The sequence below is a fragment of the Microbacterium sp. NPDC077391 genome (assembly GCF_040686955.1).
In the GTDB taxonomy this organism is placed as follows: Bacteria; Actinomycetota; Actinomycetes; order Actinomycetales; family Microbacteriaceae; genus Microbacterium; species Microbacterium commune.
Window position 1 is genome coordinate 709454 of sequence record NZ_JBFBMI010000001.1, and the last position, 20610, is coordinate 730063.

The 20610-nt window shown below is 71.1% G+C and carries 13 protein-coding genes; 8 read left to right on the top strand and 5 right to left on the bottom strand.

Features of this window, described 5'->3' with window-relative positions; translation table 11 throughout:
* The gene (gene mfd, locus AB0O65_RS03210; RefSeq protein ID WP_191711954.1) at window positions 1–3537 is read left to right on the top strand and encodes a transcription-repair coupling factor; all 3537 of its coding nucleotides are present in this window, start codon (window positions 1–3) and stop codon (window positions 3535–3537) included.
* A 51-nt stretch (window positions 3538–3588) separates the two neighbouring features.
* A complete protein-coding gene (gene cydC / locus AB0O65_RS03215) occupies window positions 3589–6951 on the top strand; it encodes a thiol reductant ABC exporter subunit CydC (RefSeq protein WP_363383029.1) in 3363 nt (1120 codons plus the stop codon).
* A 14-nt stretch (window positions 6952–6965) separates the two neighbouring features.
* Here the strand turns inward: cydC and AB0O65_RS03220 are convergent, their stop codons facing one another.
* Both AB0O65_RS03220 and AB0O65_RS03225 read right to left on the bottom strand, forming a co-directional pair.
* Window positions 6966–7775 (bottom strand): M56 family metallopeptidase, encoded by an 810-nt coding sequence (locus AB0O65_RS03220; protein ID WP_071640520.1) that lies wholly within the window; start codon window positions 7773–7775, stop codon window positions 6966–6968.
* A 44-nt stretch (window positions 7776–7819) separates the two neighbouring features.
* Complete coding sequence (locus tag AB0O65_RS03225; protein ID WP_071640522.1) at window positions 7820–8176, bottom strand: BlaI/MecI/CopY family transcriptional regulator; 357 nt, start codon at window positions 8174–8176, stop codon at window positions 7820–7822.
* A 148-nt stretch (window positions 8177–8324) separates the two neighbouring features.
* On the opposite strand from AB0O65_RS03225, the gene AB0O65_RS03230 reads away from it, so the two are divergent.
* Genes AB0O65_RS03230 through AB0O65_RS03240 form a run of 3 tightly spaced genes read left to right on the top strand, consistent with a single transcriptional unit; the run spans window position 8325 to window position 11613 of the window.
* Window positions 8325–9917, top strand: coding sequence for a cytochrome ubiquinol oxidase subunit I (locus AB0O65_RS03230; protein WP_313477602.1), 1593 nt, complete (start codon window positions 8325–8327; stop codon window positions 9915–9917).
* A gap of 23 nt (window positions 9918–9940) precedes the next feature.
* A complete protein-coding gene (gene cydB, locus AB0O65_RS03235) occupies window positions 9941–10978 on the top strand; it encodes a cytochrome d ubiquinol oxidase subunit II (protein ID WP_313477604.1) in 1038 nt (345 codons plus the stop codon).
* 38 nt (window positions 10979–11016) lie between these two features.
* On the top strand, window positions 11017–11613 hold the full coding sequence (locus AB0O65_RS03240; protein ID WP_363383034.1) for a gamma carbonic anhydrase family protein: 597 nt from the start codon (window positions 11017–11019) through the stop codon (window positions 11611–11613).
* A gap of 112 nt (window positions 11614–11725) precedes the next feature.
* On the opposite strand, the gene gdhA is transcribed toward AB0O65_RS03240, so the two are convergent.
* Window positions 11726–13093 (bottom strand): NADP-specific glutamate dehydrogenase, encoded by a 1368-nt coding sequence (gdhA, locus tag AB0O65_RS03245; RefSeq protein WP_363383036.1) that lies wholly within the window; start codon window positions 13091–13093, stop codon window positions 11726–11728.
* Window positions 13094–13222: 129 nt separating this feature from the next.
* Window positions 13223–15886: a phosphoenolpyruvate carboxylase gene (locus AB0O65_RS03250; protein ID WP_363383039.1), complete on the bottom strand. Its 2664-nt coding sequence runs from the start codon at window positions 15884–15886 to the stop codon at window positions 13223–13225.
* A gap of 57 nt (window positions 15887–15943) precedes the next feature.
* Here AB0O65_RS03250 and AB0O65_RS03255 point away from each other — a divergent pair, with 57 nt between their 5' ends.
* From AB0O65_RS03255 to hisS, 3 genes are all read left to right on the top strand, one after another.
* Window positions 15944–17119: a Na+/H+ antiporter NhaA gene (locus tag AB0O65_RS03255; protein WP_313477611.1), complete on the top strand. Its 1176-nt coding sequence runs from the start codon at window positions 15944–15946 to the stop codon at window positions 17117–17119.
* 4 nt (window positions 17120–17123) lie between these two features.
* Complete coding sequence (locus AB0O65_RS03260; RefSeq protein ID WP_363383041.1) at window positions 17124–17783, top strand: MazG family protein; 660 nt, start codon at window positions 17124–17126, stop codon at window positions 17781–17783.
* 120 nt (window positions 17784–17903) lie between these two features.
* A complete protein-coding gene (hisS, locus tag AB0O65_RS03265; RefSeq protein ID WP_363383523.1) occupies window positions 17904–19166 on the top strand; it encodes a histidine--tRNA ligase in 1263 nt (420 codons plus the stop codon).
* Window positions 19167–19323: 157 nt separating this feature from the next.
* Here hisS and AB0O65_RS03270 read toward each other — a convergent pair whose 3' ends face one another.
* Window positions 19324–20553, bottom strand: coding sequence for an amino acid permease (locus AB0O65_RS03270; protein ID WP_313477613.1), 1230 nt, complete (start codon window positions 20551–20553; stop codon window positions 19324–19326).
* Window positions 20554–20610: the final 57 nt, after the last annotated feature.

Below are 20610 nucleotides of genomic sequence, written 5' to 3' on the forward strand. Positions count from 1 at the left end.
GTGACTGTTCCGGGGATTCTGCGCGCCTTGGAAGAGGCGAACCTGTACCGTGACGCCCTCACCTGGGCGCAGACCGATGCCGAGATCTCGGCGGTCGACGGGCTCGACGTCCCGATCATCGCGGGGCTGCTGCGCAAGCGCGTGTCGGCCGGCAGGCCGGCATCCGCCCTCGTCATCGCGCCCACCGGCCGTCGCGCGGAATCGGTCGCCGCGGCGCTCGCCGCGTATCTGGAGGACGCCGAGATCCTCACCTTCCCCGCGTGGGAGACCCTGCCGCACGAGCGGCTGAGCCCGAGCCCCGACACGGTCGGCAAGCGTCTCGACGCGCTGCGTCGCATCGTGACCTGGACAGGCGAGAGGCCGCTCGTCGTGGTCGCCTCGGTGCGCGCCGCCCTGCAGCCGCTCGCTTCGAATCTGGGCGACGCGGCACCGGTCGAGCTGCGGGTCGGCGGGCGGGGGATCGAGCTCGATGACGCGGTCGAGCAGCTGATCGAGCGCGCCTACTCGCGCGTCGACATGGTCTCGCGCCGGGGCGAGTTCGCGGTGCGCGGTGGCATCCTCGACGTCTTCCCGCCGACGGCCGATCACCCGCTGCGGGTGGAGTTCTTCGGTGACGAGGTCGACCAGATCCGCGCCTTCTCGGTCGCCGACCAGCGCTCCCTGCCCGGCGAGGTGGCATCGGTGTCGCTCGCCGCGAGCCGTGAGCTGCTGCTCACCGCCGAGGTGCGTGAGCGCGCCGGCGAGCTGGTGGGCCGCTTCCCGGCGATGTCGGCGATGCTCGAGAAGATGTCGCAGGGCATCCCCGTCGAGGGCATGGAGTCGCTGCTGCCTGTCGTCGCAGGTCCGCTGATGACGCTGGCCGAGTACCTTCCGGAGGGCTCGGCCACGGCCGTCGTCGATCCGGAGCGCGCCAGTTCGCGCGCGCACAACCTCGGCGAGACGAACCGCGAGTTCCTCGAGGCGGCGTGGAGCGCGGCGACCTCGGGCGCCTCGGCTCCGATCGACCTCGGGGCGGGTGACTTCCTCAGCCTGGCGCGCATGCGCGAGATCGTGCACGAGCGCGACGGCGTGTGGTGGCGGGTCACGCCGTTCGCCGTCGACGACGACGCGGCCGAGAACCTCGACGCCTCGATCATCCCGTCGTTCCACGGAAACGTCGACGGTGCGATCGCGTTCGTCGAGGCGCGCCTCGCCGAGGGCTGGCGCGTCGTCGTCATCGCGGCGGGCCAGGGGCTGGTCGAGCGGGCGCGCGACGTGCTCAGCGACCGCGGCCTCGCCGCGCGCATCGTCGACCGTCTGGTCGACGAGCCCGAGGCCGGTGTGGCGACGCTGGTCGCGGGATCGGTCGAATCGGGTTTCCAGGTGCCGGATGCCCGGATCGCCGTGCTCACCGACAACGAGTTCTACGGCCGCACCATCGGCGGCGACCAGCGGACGGTGAAGAAGCTCGCGTCGCGCCGCCGCAACGTCGTCGACCCGCTGCAGCTGAAGCCGGGCGACTTCGTCGTGCACTCCACGCACGGCATCGGCCGCTTCGTCGAGATGACCAAGCGCGAGGTGTCGTCGGGCGGACGCAACGCCGTGAAGACGACGCGCGAGTACCTCGTGCTGGAGTACGCGCCCTCGAAGCGCGGGTACCCGGGCGACAAGCTCTTCGTGCCCACCGACCAGCTCGACATGCTCTCGAAGTACGTCGGCGGTGAGGCGCCCACCCTGTCGAAGATGGGCGGCAGCGACTGGGCGGCGGCCAAGGGCAAGGCGCGCCGGGCGGTGCGCGACATCGCCGTCGAGCTGGTCAAGCTGTACTCGGCGCGGATGAGCTCGAAGGGGCACGCCTTCGGCCCCGACACGCCCTGGCAGCGAGAGCTGGAGGAGGCGTTCCCGTTCGCCGAGACCCACGACCAGCTGCAGACGATCGAAGAGATCAAAGCCGACATGGAGCGGCCCATCCCGATGGACCGCCTGCTCTCGGGTGACGTCGGCTTCGGCAAGACCGAGGTCGCGGTTCGCGCCGCCTTCAAGGCCATCCAGGAGGGCAAGCAGGTCGCGATGCTCGTGCCGACCACCCTGCTCGTCAAGCAGCACTTCGAGACCTTCACCGAGCGGTTCGCCGGCTTCCCGGTGCAGGTGCGACCGCTTTCGCGGTTCCAGAGCGACAAGGAGGCGCGGCTCACGCTGCAGGGTCTGCTCGACGGGTCGGTCGACATGGTCATCGGCACGCACCGCATCCTCACCGAGCAGGTGCTCTTCAAGGACCTCGGTTTGATGATCATCGACGAGGAGCAGCGCTTCGGCGTCGAGCACAAGGACGCGCTGAAGAAGTTGAAGACGAACGTCGACATCCTCGCCATGAGCGCCACGCCCATCCCGCGCACCCTCGAGATGGCGGTCACCGGCATCCGGGAGATGTCGACGCTGCAGACGCCGCCGGAGGACAGGCATCCGATCCTCTCGTTCGTCGGCCCGCGCAGCGACAAGCAGATCGCCGCGGCGATCCGCCGCGAGATCCTGCGCGAGGGGCAGGTGTTCTTCGTGCACAACCGCGTGCAGTCGATCCAGCGCGTCGCCTCGGAGCTCGCCGAGCTCGTGCCGGAGGCGCGGATCGCGGTGGCGCACGGCAGAATGGGCGAGCATCAGCTCGAGCAGGTCGTCGACGACTTCTGGGAGCGCAAGTACGACGTGCTCGTCTCGACCACCATCATCGAGACCGGTCTCGATATCTCCAACGCCAACACGATCATCATCGACCGGGCCGACAAGTACGGCCTGTCGCAGCTGCACCAGCTGCGCGGACGCGTGGGCCGCGGGCGCGAGCGCGCGTACGCGTACTTCCTGTACGACGACACGAAGCCGCTGAGCGAGACCGCAGCCGACCGTCTGCAGACCATCGCGGTGAACAACGACCTGGGCTCGGGTATGCAGGTGGCGCTGAAGGACCTCGAGCTGCGCGGTGCGGGCAACCTGCTCGGCGCCGAGCAAGCCGGCCACATCGCCGGGGTCGGGTTCGACCTGTACCTGCGCATGATCGGCGAGGCGGTGGCGACCTTCCGCGGCGAGGACACGAACTCCGAGGTCGAGCTGCGTCTCGAGCTGCCCGTGGATGCCCGCATCCCCGAGTACTACATCGACAGCGAGCGGCTGCGGCTGGAGGCCTATCAGAAGCTGTCGTCGGCGGCCACGGTGTCGGCCGCGGACGACGCGATCGACCTCGTGGTCGAGGAGCTCGTCGACCGGTACGGTGCGTTCCCCGACGAGGTCACCACGCTGGTGAAGGTGGCGCGTCTGCGCCGGCGCGCCGCGCGAGCAGGGCTGTCGGATGTCGTGGCGATGGGATCGAACCTGCGCATCGCGCCGGCCCGCTTCGAGGACTCGATGAAGGTGCGCCTGCAGCGGCTGTACCCGAAGGCGAAGCTCGTCGGCGGAGGAGAGGCGCTGGTCGTGCCGATGCCCACGGATTCCGATCTCATCGAGTGGGTCGGCAACCTCTTCACCGCGATGTTCCCCGAGCCGGCGAAGGCGGAGCCGGCGGTCGTCTGATCCGCTGGCGGCGCGACAGGCCCGCACTTCTACGCACAGTAGAATTGCGGGGTGAGCGCTGACCGAGATCCCTGGGTGCTGGAGGCGTCGCGCCCCAAGACGCCGTCGCGCCGGCCCGACCTGTCCTCGGTGCCGGAGCGGGCACTGTACGTGCTCGGGCTGCTCGCCGCCGCACGCGCGCTCGGTCTCGTGCTCATCGCCGAGGCCGTGGCCCGCGGGATCGCCGGCCTCGCAGCGTCCGGGCTGACACCCGACGCCACCCGCGCCATCCTCATCCTGGGGGTGACGGGAGCGCTGCTGCGGGCCGGGGCGGAATGGGCGACATCCGTCGTCTCCCGCCGCGTCGCAACCCACGTCAAGGGCGATCTGCGCACGCGACTGTGGGCTCGCATCGTCGACGGCGACCGGGCCGGCGGCGGGACGGCCGTGCTCGCCGCCGACGGTCTGGATGACCTCGACGACTACTTCATCCAGTCGCTGCCCTCCCTGATCGGCGCGGTGATCGTTCCCCTGCTGGTGGGGGTGCGGATACTCGGCGCCGACTGGCTCAGCGCTCTCATCATCGTGATCACCGTCCCGCTCGTGCCGCTGTTCATGATCCTCATCGGCAGGCACACCCAGCAGCGCACCGACGCGGCGCTCAGCGCTCTCACCCGCCTCGCCGATCACCTCACCGAGCTCGCCCGCGGCCTGCCCGTGCTCGTGGGCCTGGGCCGGGTCGACGAGCAGACGCGGGCGCTCGACGGCATCCAGCGTCGCTATCGGCAGCGCACCGAGGAGACGCTGCGCTGGGCGTTCCTGTCAGCCCTCGCCCTCGAGCTCATCGCCACGATCTCGGTGGCGGTGGTGGCCGTGTTCCTCGGCCTGCGTCTGCTCAACGGCACGATGGCGCTGGAGCCGGCGCTCATCGCGCTGATCCTCGCGCCGGAGTGCTTCACCGCCCTGCGCGACGTCGGCACGGCCTTCCACGCGTCGCAGGACGGACTGTCCGCTCTCGAGCGCGCGAAGGCGATGCTCGGAGCGCCGGCGCGGCACGACGTGCGCGTCGACCCGTCGGGCCGGACGCGCGTCGATGCGCTGACGGTCACGTACCCGGGCCGTCAGACACCCGCCCTGCGCGAGGTGACGGCAGAGATCTCGGGGATCACGGCGGTGACCGGACCGAGCGGCGCAGGCAAGTCGACCCTGCTCGGCGCGCTGGCCGGGGTGCTGCCCGCCGATGCGGAGATCTCGGGGGCGGTGCGCGGGGTCGATCCGGATGCTGTGGCCTGGGCGCCTCAGGCACCGCGCGCCTTCGCCGCCACGCCGCGCGACGAACTGGCGCTGTACGGAGCGGGGCCGGAGGCGCTCGACGAGCTGGGCCTCGGGCGGCTCGCTGACGCGGCGGTCGCCGAGCTCAGTCCGGGGGAGCAGCGCCGGCTGGCCGTCGCGCGCGCTCTCGCGCGGGTGGATGCCGGCGCCCGCCTCCTCGTACTCGACGAGCCCACCGCGCACCTCGACCCGGTGGCGGCCGACCTCGTGCGCGCCGCGGTGCGACGTCGCGCCGCGCGCTGCACGATCGTGCTCGCCAGTCACGAGCCGGAGACCCTGGCACTGGCCGACCGATTCGTCCCGGTGGGCGACTCGGTGCACGACGCGGCTGCCGACCGGGTCGATGGCGAACCTCAGGAGGACTCGGGATCCGACGGACGGACCGAGACCGGGCATCCGTCGGCGTCGTCGTCCCCCCTCACGGTGCCGCCGGCAGCGGGTCGGCGCAGCCTCACGCTCGCCGGGCTGCTTCGCCCGCACGCCTGGCTGTGGGCGGCGTCGATGGCGCTCTCCGCGCTCGCCGCCGGACTCGCGGTCGCGCTCACCGCCGTCTCGGGCTGGCTGATCGTGCGCGCCAGCGTCGAGGAGTTCATCATGTACCTCCTCGTCGCGATCGTCGGCGTGCGCGCGTTCGGCATCGGGCGTGCTGTCGGACGCTACGCCGACCGACTGGTCACCCACCGTGCGACCTTCCTCGTGGTGGATGCGCTGCGCCTGCGACTGTGGCGGGCCATCGCCGCTCGAGGTGCCGGCTCACGGCGTCTGCTCGAGGGCGGCGCCCCGCTCGACTACCTCGTCACGCTCGCCGACGACCTGCGCGACCAGCTGCCGCGCGTCGTGCCGCCGCTCGGCGCGGGCGTGCTCGTGGTCGCAGGCACCGTCGTCACGGCGGCGTTCGTCACCCCGCACCTCACCGTGCTGGTCGCCGCGGTGCTCATCGCCGCCGTCGTCATCGCGTCGGTGCTCGCCGTCGTCAGCGAGCGCGGCGCCGCCGCTGATCGCGTCGCCGCCCGGTCGGCCATCGTGCGCTCGACCGCCGTCCTCGCGTCCGCCGCCGACGACCTGCGCGGCAACGCGGTCGCGCCCGTCGCTCTGCGCCGGCTCGACGCGCACGCGCGGCAGCTCGCCTCGGCGGAGCGCCGCGCCGCGTGGTCGGCGGGACTGGGCACGGCCGTCGTGACCATCGCCACCACGATGCTCGCCGTGCTCGTTCCGGTGCTCTCTCCCGACCTGCCGGCCGAGTCCGCGTCGGTCGTCGCGCTGCTCTCGCTGGCTTTGCTCGAGCCGCTCGCGGCCCTCGTCGCCGCGATGCATCGCCTGCCGGCGCTGCAGACGCTGCTGCGTCGTCTCGATGTCGTGCTGCGGCCGGCGCCGAGCCCGGCGTGGGGGACGACCGTCCCGGACGCCGTCACCCGACTCGCCATCGAGGCGGTCGCGGTCCGCTATCCGGGCGCAGCGACCGCGGCCGTGTCGGACGTCTCCGCCGAGGTCGAGCGCGGCCGGTGGCTCGTGCTGGACGGGCCGTCCGGTTCGGGCAAGTCGACGCTGCTCTCGGCTGTGATGGGTGCCCTGCCCGTGGCATCCGGAGCGATCACGGCCGACGGGACACCGATCACGACGCTCGACGAGCGGTCTTGGCGCGACCTGGTCGCCTGGTGCCCGCAGGACGCGTATGTCTTCGATTCGAGCCTTCGTGGCAATCTGCTTCTCGCGCGCGATCGCGACGACGCACCCGATGACGAGGCGCTGCGCGACGTGCTCGGGCGGGCCGGTCTCGCCGGCCTGCTCGACACCCTCGGCGACGATCTGGACGCGCGGGTCGGTCCCGGCGGTTCAGCCCTGTCGGGAGGCGAGCGTCAGCGGCTCGCCGTCGCACGGGCCCTGCTCACCCGTGCCGAGATCCTTCTGCTGGATGAGCCGACGGCGCACCTCGATCGTCCGACCGCCGCGGCCATGATGTCCGATGTGCGTGCTGCCACCGCGGGGCGGATCGTCGTTCTCGTCTCGCACCGCACAGCGGATCGGCGTGACGGCGACGCGGTCGTGCGGCTCGGCGCGCGTGCCGCCTCCGCTCACCTGATGCAGGCGAACACGCGGAGGTAGGGGGCGCTCCCGCGTCAGCCGGCGAGCCGCCGGAACCGGTCGCTCACCCGCATCGACCCGGACACCGGCTGATCAGCGCCGGGCACGCCGCTGGCGCCCACCTGCAGGATCGCCCTGGCGAGCACCTCGTCGCGCACCTCCCGGCGCGCGTGATCGTCGGCGAGCATCTCCACGAGCGCCGCGACCTCGGCTTCCGCACGCGCCGCCATCGGGAACCAGGGCAGTGCCGACCGCCAGGCGCGGAACGCGAGCAGCAGCAGATCGTGCCGCTGCTCGACGTGCGCGCGCTCGTGCGCGATCACCGCGGCCAGCTCGTCCGGATCGAGGCGATCGAGCAGTCCCTGGGAGAGCACGGTGACCGACCTCGGCCCGTTCGGCAGGCAGTAGGCCATCGGGACCGCATCGTCGATCACCCGCGTGCGCGCGCGGGTCGGATGCGGAGAGGTCAGCATCTCGAGAAGTGCGAGATGGCGGCGGCGCTGCTTCGTCACCTGCACGATCGTCGCGCCGAGGTGAGTGAGCAGGTAGATGGTGAACAGGGCGGCGGGGATCGGCGCGAGCCACGGATGCCCGGGCAGCGCCGCGTGACCGGCGAGAGCCAGCGCCGCGATCATCGAGAACCCGCCGGCCAGGCCGATCGCCTGCCACAGCAGCAGTGCCATCACGGGCGCGCGCATCGGCCATGACGCACGTGACAGGGCCACCGGCACCGGCCAGGCGAGCCCGACCGCGAACAGTCCCAGCACGACCGCGCCGAAGATGACGACGCCGTGCGGGATCACCAGCGCCCCGCTCTGCGCCGTGTCGGCAGCGACCGTCAGCATGGCTCGTCGATCAGCATGGCTCGTCGTTCCGCACGGTGCCTCGGTCAGCCCGAGCGGCCGAGCAGCTGGCGCAGCACGGCGGCATCCTCGGGGGAGACCCCGCCGACGAACCGCTCGAGCACGGCGGTGCGGTCACCGGCGTCGCCGAGCACGGAGTGCATGAGCTCTGCGACATGATCCGCGCGGGAGGCGACGGCGGTGTAGCGGTGCGGGCGCGCCGAGCGGTCGGAGGCGACGAAGCCCTTCTTCTCCAGGCGCGACAGCACGGTCAGCAGAGTGGTCACGGCCAGCGACCGCCCCGCTGCCTCGAGCTGGTGCTGGACGTCGTAGGCGCTCAGCGCCGCGTCGGCTTCCCAGATGGCATCCATCACGGCTCGTTCGAGCTCTCCGAGCGTTCCCATCAGCGCATCCCTCCTTCGTCGGATTATCTCCGGCTCTTCGATTCTACTCCCTGTCGAATTTGTTCTATCGTGTGTCGAAGAAGTTCTACGAGACGTAGAATAGTCGTGGCGGGATCGACCGCCGCCCCTTCGCGAACGGAGAAACCGCGTGGACGTTCTCGACATCGCCCGCTGGCAGTTCGGCATCACGACCGTCTATCACTTCCTGATGGTGCCGCTGACTCTCGGTCTCGGCATGATGGTCGCGATCATGCAGACCCGCTGGGTGCGCACGGGAGACGAGAAGTTCCTGCGCATGACGAAGTTCTGGGGCAAGGTCTACCTGATCAACTTCATCGTCGGCGTCGCCACCGGCCTCGTGCAGGAGTTCCAGTTCGGCATGGCGTGGAGCGAATACTCCCGCTTCGTCGGCGACGTGTTCGGTGCACCCCTGGCGATGGAGGGGCTGCTCGCCTTCTTCGTGGAGTCCACCTTCCTCGGCATCTGGATCTTCGGCTGGGGACGGCTCCGCAAGGGCCTGCACCTCGCGGCGCTGTGGTGCGCGGTGATCGGATCGTGGATCTCGGCGTTCTTCATCATCGTCGCCAACTCGTGGATGCAGCACCCGGTCGGCGTCGAGATGGGTGCCGACGGTCGCCCCGTGATGACCGACGTGTGGGCCGTGCTCACCAACAACACCGCGCTCGCCGCCTACACCCACACGATCTTCGGGGCCCTGGTGGTGGCGGGCATGTTCCTGCTCGGCATCTCCTGGTACCACCTGTGGCGGCGCCGCCACGACGGCATCGACTCGGTCGACGCGACCGGTCGCGTGATCGTCGGACAGGCGGATGCCGTACCAGGACGTGACAAGAAGGATCACGGCGTCTGGATCTGGTCGCTGCGCTTCGGCGCGATCGTGGCCATCGCCGGGTTCCTCGGCACCGTGGCATCCGGCGACATCCAGGGCAAGCTGATGTACGAGCAGCAGCCGATGAAGATGGCGGCGGCGGAGGCCGCCTGCCACACCGGCTCGTCGTTCTCGGTGCTCTCCCTCGGCGACCCGGGGTCGACGGACTGCGCCGATGTGATCACCCTCATCGAGATCCCCGGCGTGCTGGGCTTCCTGGGCACCGGCGAGTGGGGTGCGGACATGCCCGGCATCAAGGATCTCGAGCCGCAGTACGTCGACCAGTACGGCAAGACGATCCCCGATGACGCGCTCTACGGCGACATGGCCGGCACCGACGTGCAGTACGTGCCGGTGATGTGGGTCACCTACTGGGGCTTCCGGCTGATGATCGGCCTCGGCGGGGTCGTCGCCTTCGGCGGCGTCGTCGCGCTGTGGCTGACCCGCAAGGGCACCGTGCCGCGCTCGCCGTGGATCATGCGCCTCGCGCTGCTCGGCATCGTCGCACCGTTCGCGGCCAACATCGCCGGCTGGATCTTCACCGAGCTCGGCCGCCAGCCCTTCGTCGTGGCGCCCAACCCCGACGCGACCGGCATCGACGGTGTGTTCATGTTCACCGCCGCGGCCGTCTCACCCGGCGTGACGGCAGGCGAACTGCTGTTCTCGGTCATCACCCTCAGCGCCGTGTACGGCGTGATGCTCGTGATCGAGCTCTACCTGATGGTGAAGTACGTCCGCGGCGGCGTGGCCGCCTCGATGCCCGAACTCGCCGCACCCGGGCATCCGGATGACGGCGACGGCACCCGACCCGATCCCGACCGACGCGACGACGTGCTCGCCTTCGCATACTGACCGGCCCGAGAGGAACTGAGGAAATGGAACCGCTTCCCGTCGTCTGGTTCGTGGCGATCGCCGTGCTGTGGATCGGCTACCTGCTGCTGGAGGGCTTCGACCTCGGTGTGGGCATGCACATGGTGTTCTCCACCCGATCCGAGCGCGACCGTCGCGTGATGCTGAACACCATCGGTCCCGTCTGGGACGGCAATGAGGTGTGGCTGATCACCGCGGGGGCGGCGATGTTCGCCGCGTTCCCCGCCTGGTACGCCTCACTGTTCTCCACGCTGTACGTGCCGCTGACGATCACCCTGGTCGGTCTCATCGTGCGAGCCGTCGGCATCGAGTACCGCGGCAAGGTGCACACCGAGCGCTGGCGCACCCTGTGGACCTGGATGATCGGGCTCGGCTCTCTCATCGTCGCGTTCTGCATCGGGGCGGCGCTGGCACTGACCTCGACGGGTCTGCCCATCGACGCGAACGGCGACCGCGTCGGCGGACCGTTCGTCTGGCTGACGGTTCCCGCCGTGCTCGGCGGTCTCGCCGTGGTCGGCTTCGCGCTGCTGCACTCGGCGACCTTCCTCGGTCTCAAGGCCGACGGTCCGGTGCGCGAGCGGGCCGGACGCTTCGCCGCCCGCTGGGCGCCGCTGTGCATCGCCCCGGCGGCCGTGTGGGCGATCTGGGTGCAGGTGGCGCACGGCGGCAACGTGTTCGCCTGGACGCTCATCGTGTTCGCGGTGCTCGCCGCCGCCTTCGGCTGGCGGGCGGCGCGGGGGCGCCACGAGGGTCGCGCGTTCATCGGCTTCGCCGGGTTCGGGCTGTTCGGCGCCGCGGCCATCTTCGCCGGGATGTTCCCGCTGCTGCTGCCCTCCACGGTGGATGCCGCGTTCGACCTCACTGTCTGGAACGCCGCCAACGGGCCGTACACGCTCGGCGTGATGACGGTCGTTGCCGCCGTGTCGCTGCCGGTGATCCTGCTCTACCAGGCGTGGAGCTACTGGATCTTCCGCAAGCGGGTGACCCCCGGCATGATCCCCGAGGTGCACATCGTGCTGCCGGCGGTGCTGCGCGCCCGCTGAGGCAGCGCGGCGCCGACGCGCAGGGCTAGTCTGGCCGCATGATGTACGAGCACCTCGGGGCTCGGCCCCGCATCCACGACACCGCCGTCGTGGCGCCGACCGCAGTGATCTCGGGAGACGTCGAGATCGGACCGAACTGCCAGGTGCTGCACGGCGCCGTGATCACCGCCGAGGGCGGGCCGATCACCCTCGGCGAGCATGTCATCGTGATGGAGAACGCGCTCATCCGCGCCACGGCGGCCGACGCCGTGCACATCGGCGATCACACCCTCGTGGGCACGCTGGCGAGCATCGCGGGTGCGACCGTCGGTGAGGAGGTGTTCCTGGCATCCGGCGCTCGCGTCTTCAACGGCTCGCTCATCGGGCCTCGCTGCGAGGTGCGGGTGAACGCGATCGTCCAGCGCCGCGCGGTGCTGCCGGAGGGCAGCGTCGTTCCGATCGGCTGGGTCGCGGTCGGCGACCCCGTGCAGCTGTTCTCGCCCGACCGGGCCGATGAGATCGCCGCCGCGATGCCCGCGCTCGACTTCCCCGGCCACGTGTTCGGCGTCGACCGCGACACCCCCGACCTGATGGTGCAGCTCACCGAGCGCTACGCGAGCTCGCTCGCCCGCCACGCCACCGACCGCCGCCTCTGAGCTCGGCGCCCCGCCCCGAACGCGAGAAACCACTTCCTGCGTGAGAAACGCGCTCTGGCGTGGTTTCTCGTGCAGGAAGTGGTTTCTCAGCGAGGGACAGCGATGCGTCGGGTCAGATGACGCCCTGCGCGAGCATGGCATCCGCAACCCGCTCGAAGCCGGCGATGTTGGCGCCCGCGACGTAGTCGCCGGGGGCGCCGTAGCGCTCGGCGGCACGGAACGACGCGTCGTGGATGTCGGCCATGATGTCGCGCAGCTTCTGCTCGCTGTTCGCGAAGTTCCAGCGCTGGCGCGACGCGTTCTGGCTCATCTCGAGCGCGGAGGTCGCGACGCCACCGGCGTTCGCCGCCTTGCCGGGTGCGAAGAGCACCTCGGAGTCCTGGAACGCGCCGACGGCCTCGGGGGTCGACGGCATGTTCGCGCCCTCGGCGACCGCGCGCACGCCGTTGGCGATGAGCATGCGGGCGGAGTCCTCGTTCAGCTCGTTCTGCGTGGCCGACGGCACGGCGATGTCGACCGGGGTCTCCCACACGTTGCCGCCTTCGACGAAGCGCGCACCGGGGCGGCGGTTCGCGTACTCGACGATGCGGGCGCGCTCGACCTCCTTGATCTGGCGCAGCAGGGCGAGGTCGATGCCGGCGTCGTCGACGATGTAGCCGGAGGAGTCGGATGCGGTGATGGCCCGTGCACCGAGCTGGGTGGCCTTCTCGATCGCGTAGATCGCGACGTTGCCCGAGCCCGAGACCGCGACGCGCTTGCCCTCGAGGCTCTCGCCGTGCACCGCGAGCATCTCCTGCACGAAGAACACCGCGCCGTAGCCGGTCGCCTCGGTGCGCACCTGCGCGCCGCCCCAGCCGATGCCCTTGCCGGTGAGGATGCCCGACTCGTGACGGTTCGTCATCTTGCGGTACATGCCGAACAGGTAGCCGATCTCGCGGCCGCCCACGCCGATGTCGCCCGCAGGCACGTCGGTGTGCTCGCCGATGTGGCGGAACAGCTCGCTCATGAACGACTGGCAGAAGCGCATCACCTCGGCCTCGCTCTTGCCGTGCGGGTCGAAGTTCGAGCCGCCCTTGCCGCCGCCGATGCCCTGTCCGGTGAGCGCGTTCTTGAAGATCTGCTCGAAGCCGAGGAACTTGATGATCGAGATGTTCACCGAGGGGTGGAAGCGCAGACCGCCCTTGTACGGGCCGAGCGCGGAGTTGTACTGCACGCGGTAGCCGCGGTTGACCTGCAGCTTGCCCGCGTCGTCGATCCACGGCACCCGGAAGATCACCTGGCGCTCGGGCTCGACGAGGCGCTCGAGCACGCCCTGATCGAGGTACTTCGGGTGCCGCTCGAGCACCGGGCCGATCGAGTGCAGCACCTCGTGCACCGCCTGGTGGAACTCCGGCTCATTCGGGTTGAGGCTGCGCACCGTGTCGAAGACGGGCTGTGCGGCATCGCTGAGCGGATGGAAGTCGGCAGTGTTCTCTGTCACGCGGGAAGCTTTCTGGTGGGGGATGGAGGAGTGCGATCGTGTCGCGTGATGCTTCGCCGGATCAGGCTGGAGCCTTCACTTTAGCTGGCAGGTCGTGCCCTCTCCGACGAGAAGTCGCAGGGGATGCTATCACCCGGTGTTCTGCAGACCAGCCGCGACTCCGCTGACCGAAAGCAGCAGCAGACGCTGCAGATCGGGGTCGGTCTCGCCCTGGACGTCGGAGCGCAGGGCGCGCAGCGCCCGAAGCTGAAGCAGCGACAGGGCGTCGACGTAGGGCGTGCGCAACTGCACCGCGCGCTGCAGCACGGGCTTGTTGCCGAGCAGCTGCTCGCCGCCGGTAAGACGGATCACCCAGTCGCGGGTGAGGGCGAGCTCGTCGAGCACGATCTTCGCGAGGTCGTCGCGGTCGCCGAGCGAGAGGTACTCGCGGGCGATGCGCTCGTCGGTCTTCGCCAGGCTCATCGCGACGTTGTCGACCATGGTGCGCAGCAGCGGCCAGTCGCGGTACGCCTCGCTCAGTCGAGCCTCGTCGCCGACGGCATCCAGCGCCGTCCCCAGGCCGAACCAGCCGGCGAGGTTGATCCGCGCCTGCGTCCAGGCGAACACCCACGGGATCGCCCTGAGGTCCTCGAGCGACTCGACCGACAGGCCGCGACGCGCCGGACGCGAGCCGAGGGCGAGCAGCCCGATCTCCTCCATCGGCGTGACGGTCGCGAACCACGGCGCGAACCCGTCGGCGGCGACGAGCGAGAAGAATCGCTCGCGCGACGCGGTGTCCATCGTCTGGGCGACGTCGGCGAACCGCTCGGCGGCGCCGCTGGTGCGCTGCTCGACGGAGGGGGAGGACGCGAGCAGCGTCGCCGCGGCCACCTGGTCGATGTGGCGCATCGCGATCGCCGGCTCGCCGTAGCGGGCGAAGATGACCTCACCCTGCTCGGTGAGCTTGAAGCGGCCGTCGACGGAGTGCGGCGGCTGCGCGAGGATCGCGGAGTTGGCAGGTCCCCCGCCGCGGCCGAGCGCCCCGCCGCGACCGTGGAACAGGGTGAGCCGGATGCCCGACTCCTTCGCCCACAGGGCGATCTGCCGCTGCGCCTCGTAGAGGGCGAGGTTCGCGGCCACCGGGCCGACGTCCTTCGACGAGTCGGAGTAGCCGAGCATGACCTCGAGCCGGTCCCCGGTGGCGTCGAGGCGGGCGCGGAACTCGGGGAACCGCACCACCTCGGCGAGGATGGCGGGGGCGGCCTGCAGATCGGCGAAGGTCTCGAACAGCGGGACGACGTCCAGCACCGGCGCGTCGTCGCCCAGGGCGTACGCCGCGAGGCGGTGCACGTTTGCGAGGTCCTGCGCGGACTGCGTGAACGAGACGACGTAGCGTCCGGCGGCCCGCAGTCCGTAGCGCCGCTGGATGTCGGCGACCGCGCGGAACACATCGAGCACCTCCTCGGTCTGCGCGCTGAGCTCGCCGCCGGCGTCCAGCTCCTCGAGAGCCTGCCGGTGCACCTTCGAGTGCTGCCGCACCTCGAGCTCGGTGAGGTGGAACCCGTACGTCTCCACCTGCCAGATCACGTGCTGCATGCCGCCGAACGCGTGGCGGCGCGCCCCGGCATCCGCCAGTGACGACTGCACCGCCCGCAGGTCGGCGAGCAGCTCCTCGGGGGCGCTGTAGGCGCCGTCCTGCTCGGTGCGGGTCGCGTGCACGCGGTGCACGAGTGCGAGCATCACGCGCCGGTGCGGCTCGGACGGCGAGCGGGTCGCGATCTCGTCCGCGAGCTCCGGATGCCCGTCGGCGAAGCGCTGCCAGATCGCGCTGACCTCGTCGCTCGGCGGGGTGTCGGCGGCGTCGAGGGTGAGCGAGCGGCCGATGCGGTCGAGTGCCCGCTCGAGCCCGCGCAGCACGTGCTCGGACGCGATCTGCGCGGCCTCCCTCGTGACCGCGGCGGTGACGAACGGGTTGCCGTCGCGGTCGCCGCCGACCCACGAGCCGACGCGCACGAACGCGGGGACGACGGGCGCGCTCGCGCCGGACTCGTCGCCGCGCAGCGCGTCGTCGATGCGGCGGTACACGTGCGGCACGGTGCTGAAGAGCGTCTCGTCGAACACTCCCATCACGGTGCGGACCTCGTCGGTCGGGGTGGGCTTCTGCGCACGCAGCGGAGCGGTGCGCCACAGCGTGTCGATCTCCTCGAGCATCCTGCGGCGCGCGCGCCGCTCGTCGGCGCCGCCCTCGCTCGCGGCATCGTGCTCGGTGAGCAGCTCGGAGAGGCGGCGGATGCTGCCCGACACCGCACGTCGGCGGGCCTCGGTGGGGTGGGCGGTGAACACCGGGTGGAAGCGCAGCTCGGCGAGCCGCTCGCGAGCGGCATCCTCCCCGACCTCCTTCGTCAGCTGGGCGAAGGCGGTCGCGACGGTGTCGGTCGCGCCCTCGCGGGGCTGACCGGAGCGCTCGCGCAGGATGCGCACGCGCTGGTGCTCCTCGGCGAGGTTGACGAGGTGGAAGTAGCAGGTGAAGGCCCGGGCGACCTCGTCGGCGCGCTCGATCGTGAACGAGTCGGCGATCTCGGCGGCCCGCGTGAACGCGGCTCCGTCGTCGTCGACATCGGATGCCTGGATGGTCGCCAGTCGCAGCCGCTCCACATCCTCGAAGAGACCGGGGCTGCCCGACTCGCGCAGCACCTGCCCGAGCAGACCGCCGAGCATCCGGACATCCGCGCGCATCGCGTCGGGAATGCCGTGGGAGGCCTCGAATCGGGTGATGACGCGGATGGCTTCGGTGTTCGTGGGCTCGAGCGACATGCTTCGAGGGTAAACCGCTCGAACGGGGCCTCCGTCCCCTGTGACAGAGTGGAGGGGATGCGAATCTCGGACAATCCCCTTCGTGGCCAGCAGTTCCCGGCAGCGCTTCTTCTCGCCGCCGCGGCGCTCGGCCTGCTGCTGGCGAACCTCGCGACGCACGACGGGATCGCCGACGTGCTGCATGCGCATATCGCCATCCCCGGCACGGGACTCGATCTCTCGATCGAGGAGTGGGTGGCAGACGGGCTGCTCGCGATCTTCTTCCTCGTGGTCGCGATCGAGCTGCGGCACGAGCTCACCCACGGCGAGCTGGACTCGCCGCGCAAGGCGGTGCAGCCGGCGATCGCCGCGACCGGCGGCGTGATCGTGCCGATCGCCGTCTACCTGCTGATCGCCGGACCCGCGACCGGCGAGGGCACAGCCGTCGGCTGGCCCATCCCGACCGCCACCGACATCGCGTTCGCCCTCGGCGTGCTCGCCATGTTCGGCAAGGGGCTGCCCTCGGCGGTGCGTGTCTTCCTGCTCGCCCTCGCCATCCTCGACGACATCATCGGCATCATCTTCATCGCCGTGCTGTTCGCGCACGACGTGAACTGGGCGATGTTCACCCTCGCGGTCGCGTCTGTCGTGGTGTTCGCCGTGCTCAGCCGGGTGGTCGCCAAGAACGGCTCATCGGGGGTCGCCGTGCTGATGGGTGTCGTGGGCGTGCTCGCCTGGGGCTTCATGGCGCTCTCCGGGATCCACGCGACGATCGCCGGAGTGATGCTGGGCCTGGCGATGTCGCCCGCGCCCGCCGAGAAGACCCGTCACGCGCTCGAGCCGACGGTGAACGGCGTGATCCTGCCGATCTTCGCGTTCGTCGCCGCGTTCGTCGTCATCCCGCAGGTGTCGCCCGCCGAGCTGTCGCCGGCGTTCTGGGGCATCCTCATCGCGCTGCCGGTCGGGAAGATCATCGGCATCGGGATCTTCGGGTGGCTGAGCATGCAGCTGCGCCCGAAGGGAACCGAGCCGGCGCTGCGCCTGCCCGACATCCTCGCCGCCGGCACCCTCGGCGGCATCGGGTTCACGGTGTCGCTGCTGCTCGCGAACCTCGCCTTCGCCGACGACAACGGGATCCGCGACCAGGCGATCCTCGGTGTGCTCGGCGGCTCGCTGATCGCCCTGGTGCTCTCCGCCATCGTCGTCACCGCGCGGGCGCGCTCGTACCGCCGGCTCGCGGCGGCGGTGGAGTGAGCCGATGACCGATCCGCTGAGCGAGCCCGATGCGCTGCGTGCCGCCGCCGAGACGATGCGGCAGGTGCGCGAGCGATGCGTCTGGTCGCAGAGGATCACTCACCGCGACCTCGTGCCCTATCTCATCGAGGAGGCGCACGAGCTGATCGACGCCGTGGAGCGCGACGATCGCGTCGAGATGCGCGAAGAGCTCGGCGACCTGCTCTGGCAGGTGCTGTTCCACGCGGCGATCACCGCGCAGAGCCCGTCCGACCCGTTCGACATCGACGACGTGGCGCGCGGGCTGACCGAGAAGATGGTGCGACGGCATCCGCACGTCTTCGGCGATGCCGTCGCGACCACGCCCGACGAGGTGCTCGTGCACTGGAACGCGGCCAAGGCGGCCGAGAAGCGCGAGCGGCGCAGCGTGCTCGACGGCGTGCCGGCGGGCATGCCCGCGCTGGCCCGAGCGCACAAGCTGCTCGGACGGGCCTCGTCGGTCGTCGAGCCGGCCGAAGGCGCGTCCGCGCAGGTCGGGCAGCCGGCATCCGAAGCCGAGCTGGGTGACGCCCTGCTCGCCCTCGTCGCCGCAGCGCGAGAGCAGGGATGGGACGCCGAGCGCGCGCTGCGCGAGCGCCTCCGCCTGCTCGAATCCGAGGTGCGCGCCGCCGAGCAGGCGGGCTGACCGTTCGAATCGCTCATCTTGCCGCCGCGACGCCCGGATCGGCGCAAGTCGAGCGATTCGAAGAGCCCGTCGGTGACCTGGGAAGATGGATGCGTGGCAACTGTGAACCCTCCGCGCGGCATGCGCGACTTCCTCCCCGCAGAAAAGGCTCGTCGAGAGCGTGTGCTCGCCGTCATCCGCGAGCGCTACCGTGCGCACGGCTTCGACGAGATCGAGACCCCGGTGGTCGAGGAGCACGGGCGCCTGCACGCCGGCATCGGCGGCGACAACGAGAAGCTGTCGTACAGCATCCTGCGCCGCGGACTCGACGCCGACGGCATCCGGGCTGCGGCTGACGACCCGGCCGCGCTCAGCGACCTGGGCCTGCGCTACGACCTCACGGTCCCGCTCGCTCGCTTCTACGCGACGAACCGCGGGCAGCTGCCGACGGTGTTCCGTGCGATCCAGATCGGGCCGGTGTGGCGCGCCGAGCGGCCGCAGAAGGGCCGCTACCGCCAGTTCGTGCAGTGCGACATCGACATCATGGGCGACGAGAGCTCCCGGGCGGAGGCGGAGCTGATCGTCGCGTCCCTCGACACGATCGACGCGCTGGGCCTGCAGGGCGGCACGGTGCGGGTCAACGACCGTCGCGCGCTGGACTGGATGCTCGACAGCTTCGGCTTCACCGAGGACGAGCGCCCCGGCGTGCTGATCACGATCGACAAGCTCGACAAGATCGGCCCCGACGGCGTCGCGGGGGAGCTGCGCGAGCGTGGAGTCACGGCCACAGCCGTCGACGCGTTCGAGGCGTTCCTGAAGCGCCCGCAGACGCGCGAATACACCCCCTACGGCGAGCGGCAGATCCGCAAGGCGCTCCCCGAGAGCGCTCCCGACGAGATCGTCGCGCACCTCGCCTCGCTCGGCGAGGCGGTCGTCGCCGCACGCCCGGATGCCGGGGAGCCCCCTCTCGTGTACGACCCGTTCCTCGTGCGCGGCATGGGCTACTACACGGGAACGATCTTCGAGCTGGCGCACCCATCCGTGGGCTACTCGCTCGGCGGCGGCGGGCGCTACGACGGCATGATCGGCCGGTTCCTCGGCCAGCAGGTCCCCGCTGTGGGCTTCTCGATCGGCTTCGAGCGCATCGTCGACCTGGTCGCCGAGCAGGAGGTCGATCAGGCCCAGGCCGTCGTGCTCGTGCACGACGCCGACGTGCCGGTCGCGGAGCTGCTGGCGCACAAGTCCGCGCTGCTGCGCGCGGGTGTCGCTCGCGTGCGCCTCGAACGCCGCGCGAAGAACATGAAGGCGCTGCTCGAGCGCTCGGCTGCCGACGGCTACACCGGGTTCGCCTCGGTGCGGTCCGGCGACGAGGCGGGCTCCGCCGAGATCAAGCCGCTGGCCTGATCCGCCCACGCCGAGGAAGGCGAACACACGAGCGCAGGTCGATGTCACGGCATCCGACCTGCGCTCGGCTGTTCGCCTGCACCCGCGCGCCCCGCGCCCGATGCACCCGCGCGCCCCGCGCCCGATGCACCCGCGCGCCCGGATCGGCGCGCACAGCTCAGCGCATGACGAGTCTCAGCCGCAGCATCCGGTACCCGATGCCGGCCAGCACGACCCCGGTGCCGATCAGCGAGGCGAGTGCGGGCAGCGTCGAGACCAGCACCAGGCATCCGATCGCGCCGATCACCTGCAGCGCCTTCGGGTAGCGGCGCACGTCGGCTCGCTGGCGCAGCGCCGCGGCGTTCGCGATCAGGTAGTACAGCAGCACGCCGAACGACGAGAAGCCGATCGCTCCGCGCAGGTCGGCCACCAGCACGATCCCGATCACGATCAGTGCCACGGCGACCTCGGCGCGCTGCGGCACCTGCCACCGCTCGTCGACGACGGCGAGGAACCGCGGCAGATCCGCCTCGCGTGCCATGGCCAGCGTGGTGCGTCCGATGCCGGTGATGAGGGCGAGCAGCGCGCCCAGAGACGCCGTCGCGGCCGCGATGCGCACGACCGGACCCGCCCAGCTCCAGCCGGCGGCCTCGGCGACGTCGGCGAGCGGATGCGCGCTGCCGACGGCATCCGCCCCCAGCGCCAGCATCACCGCGACCGCCACCAGCACGTAGACGACGACCGCGCCGCCGAGGGCGAGCACGATCGCGCGGGGGATCGTGCGGGCGGGGTCGATCACCTCCTCGCCCATGGTCGCGATGCGCGCGTACCCGGCGAAGGCGAAGAAGAGCAGGCCCGCCCCCTGCAGCACGCCGTACGCGGTCGCGTCGGGCAGGGGAGCGGGAGAGGCCTGCGGTGCGGCGGCGAGTCCGGATGCCGCGACCGCGGCCAGCCCGAGCAGCGAGAGGACCACGAGGATGCGTGTCAGCAGCGCGGTGCGGGTGACGCCGAAGCAGTTGACGGTGGCGAGGGCGGCGACCGCGAGCACGGCGACGGGCGTCCGCCAGCTCTCCGGGGCGGCGTAGGCGGCGAAGGTCATCGCCATGGCCGCACAGCTCGCGATCTTGCCGATCACGAAGCACCACCCCGCGATGAAGCCCGACCACGGGCCGATCTCGGCCCGCGCGTACGCGTACGTGCCGCCGGCGACGGGGTGCACCGCCGCGAGCTGCGCCGAGGAGGTGGCGTTGCAGAACGCGACGAGGGCGGCGATCGCCAGCGCGATCAGGATGCCGGAGCCGGCGACTCCGAGGGCCGGTGACCAGACGGCGAACACCCCGGCGCCGATCATCGAACCGAGTCCGATCGCGACGGCGTCGACGAGGGTGAGGCGGCGGGCGAGCGGCATCCGCCCATGCTCCCACCCCGGGGTGAACGGGGAGTGACGTGACGCGCTCCCCGATGA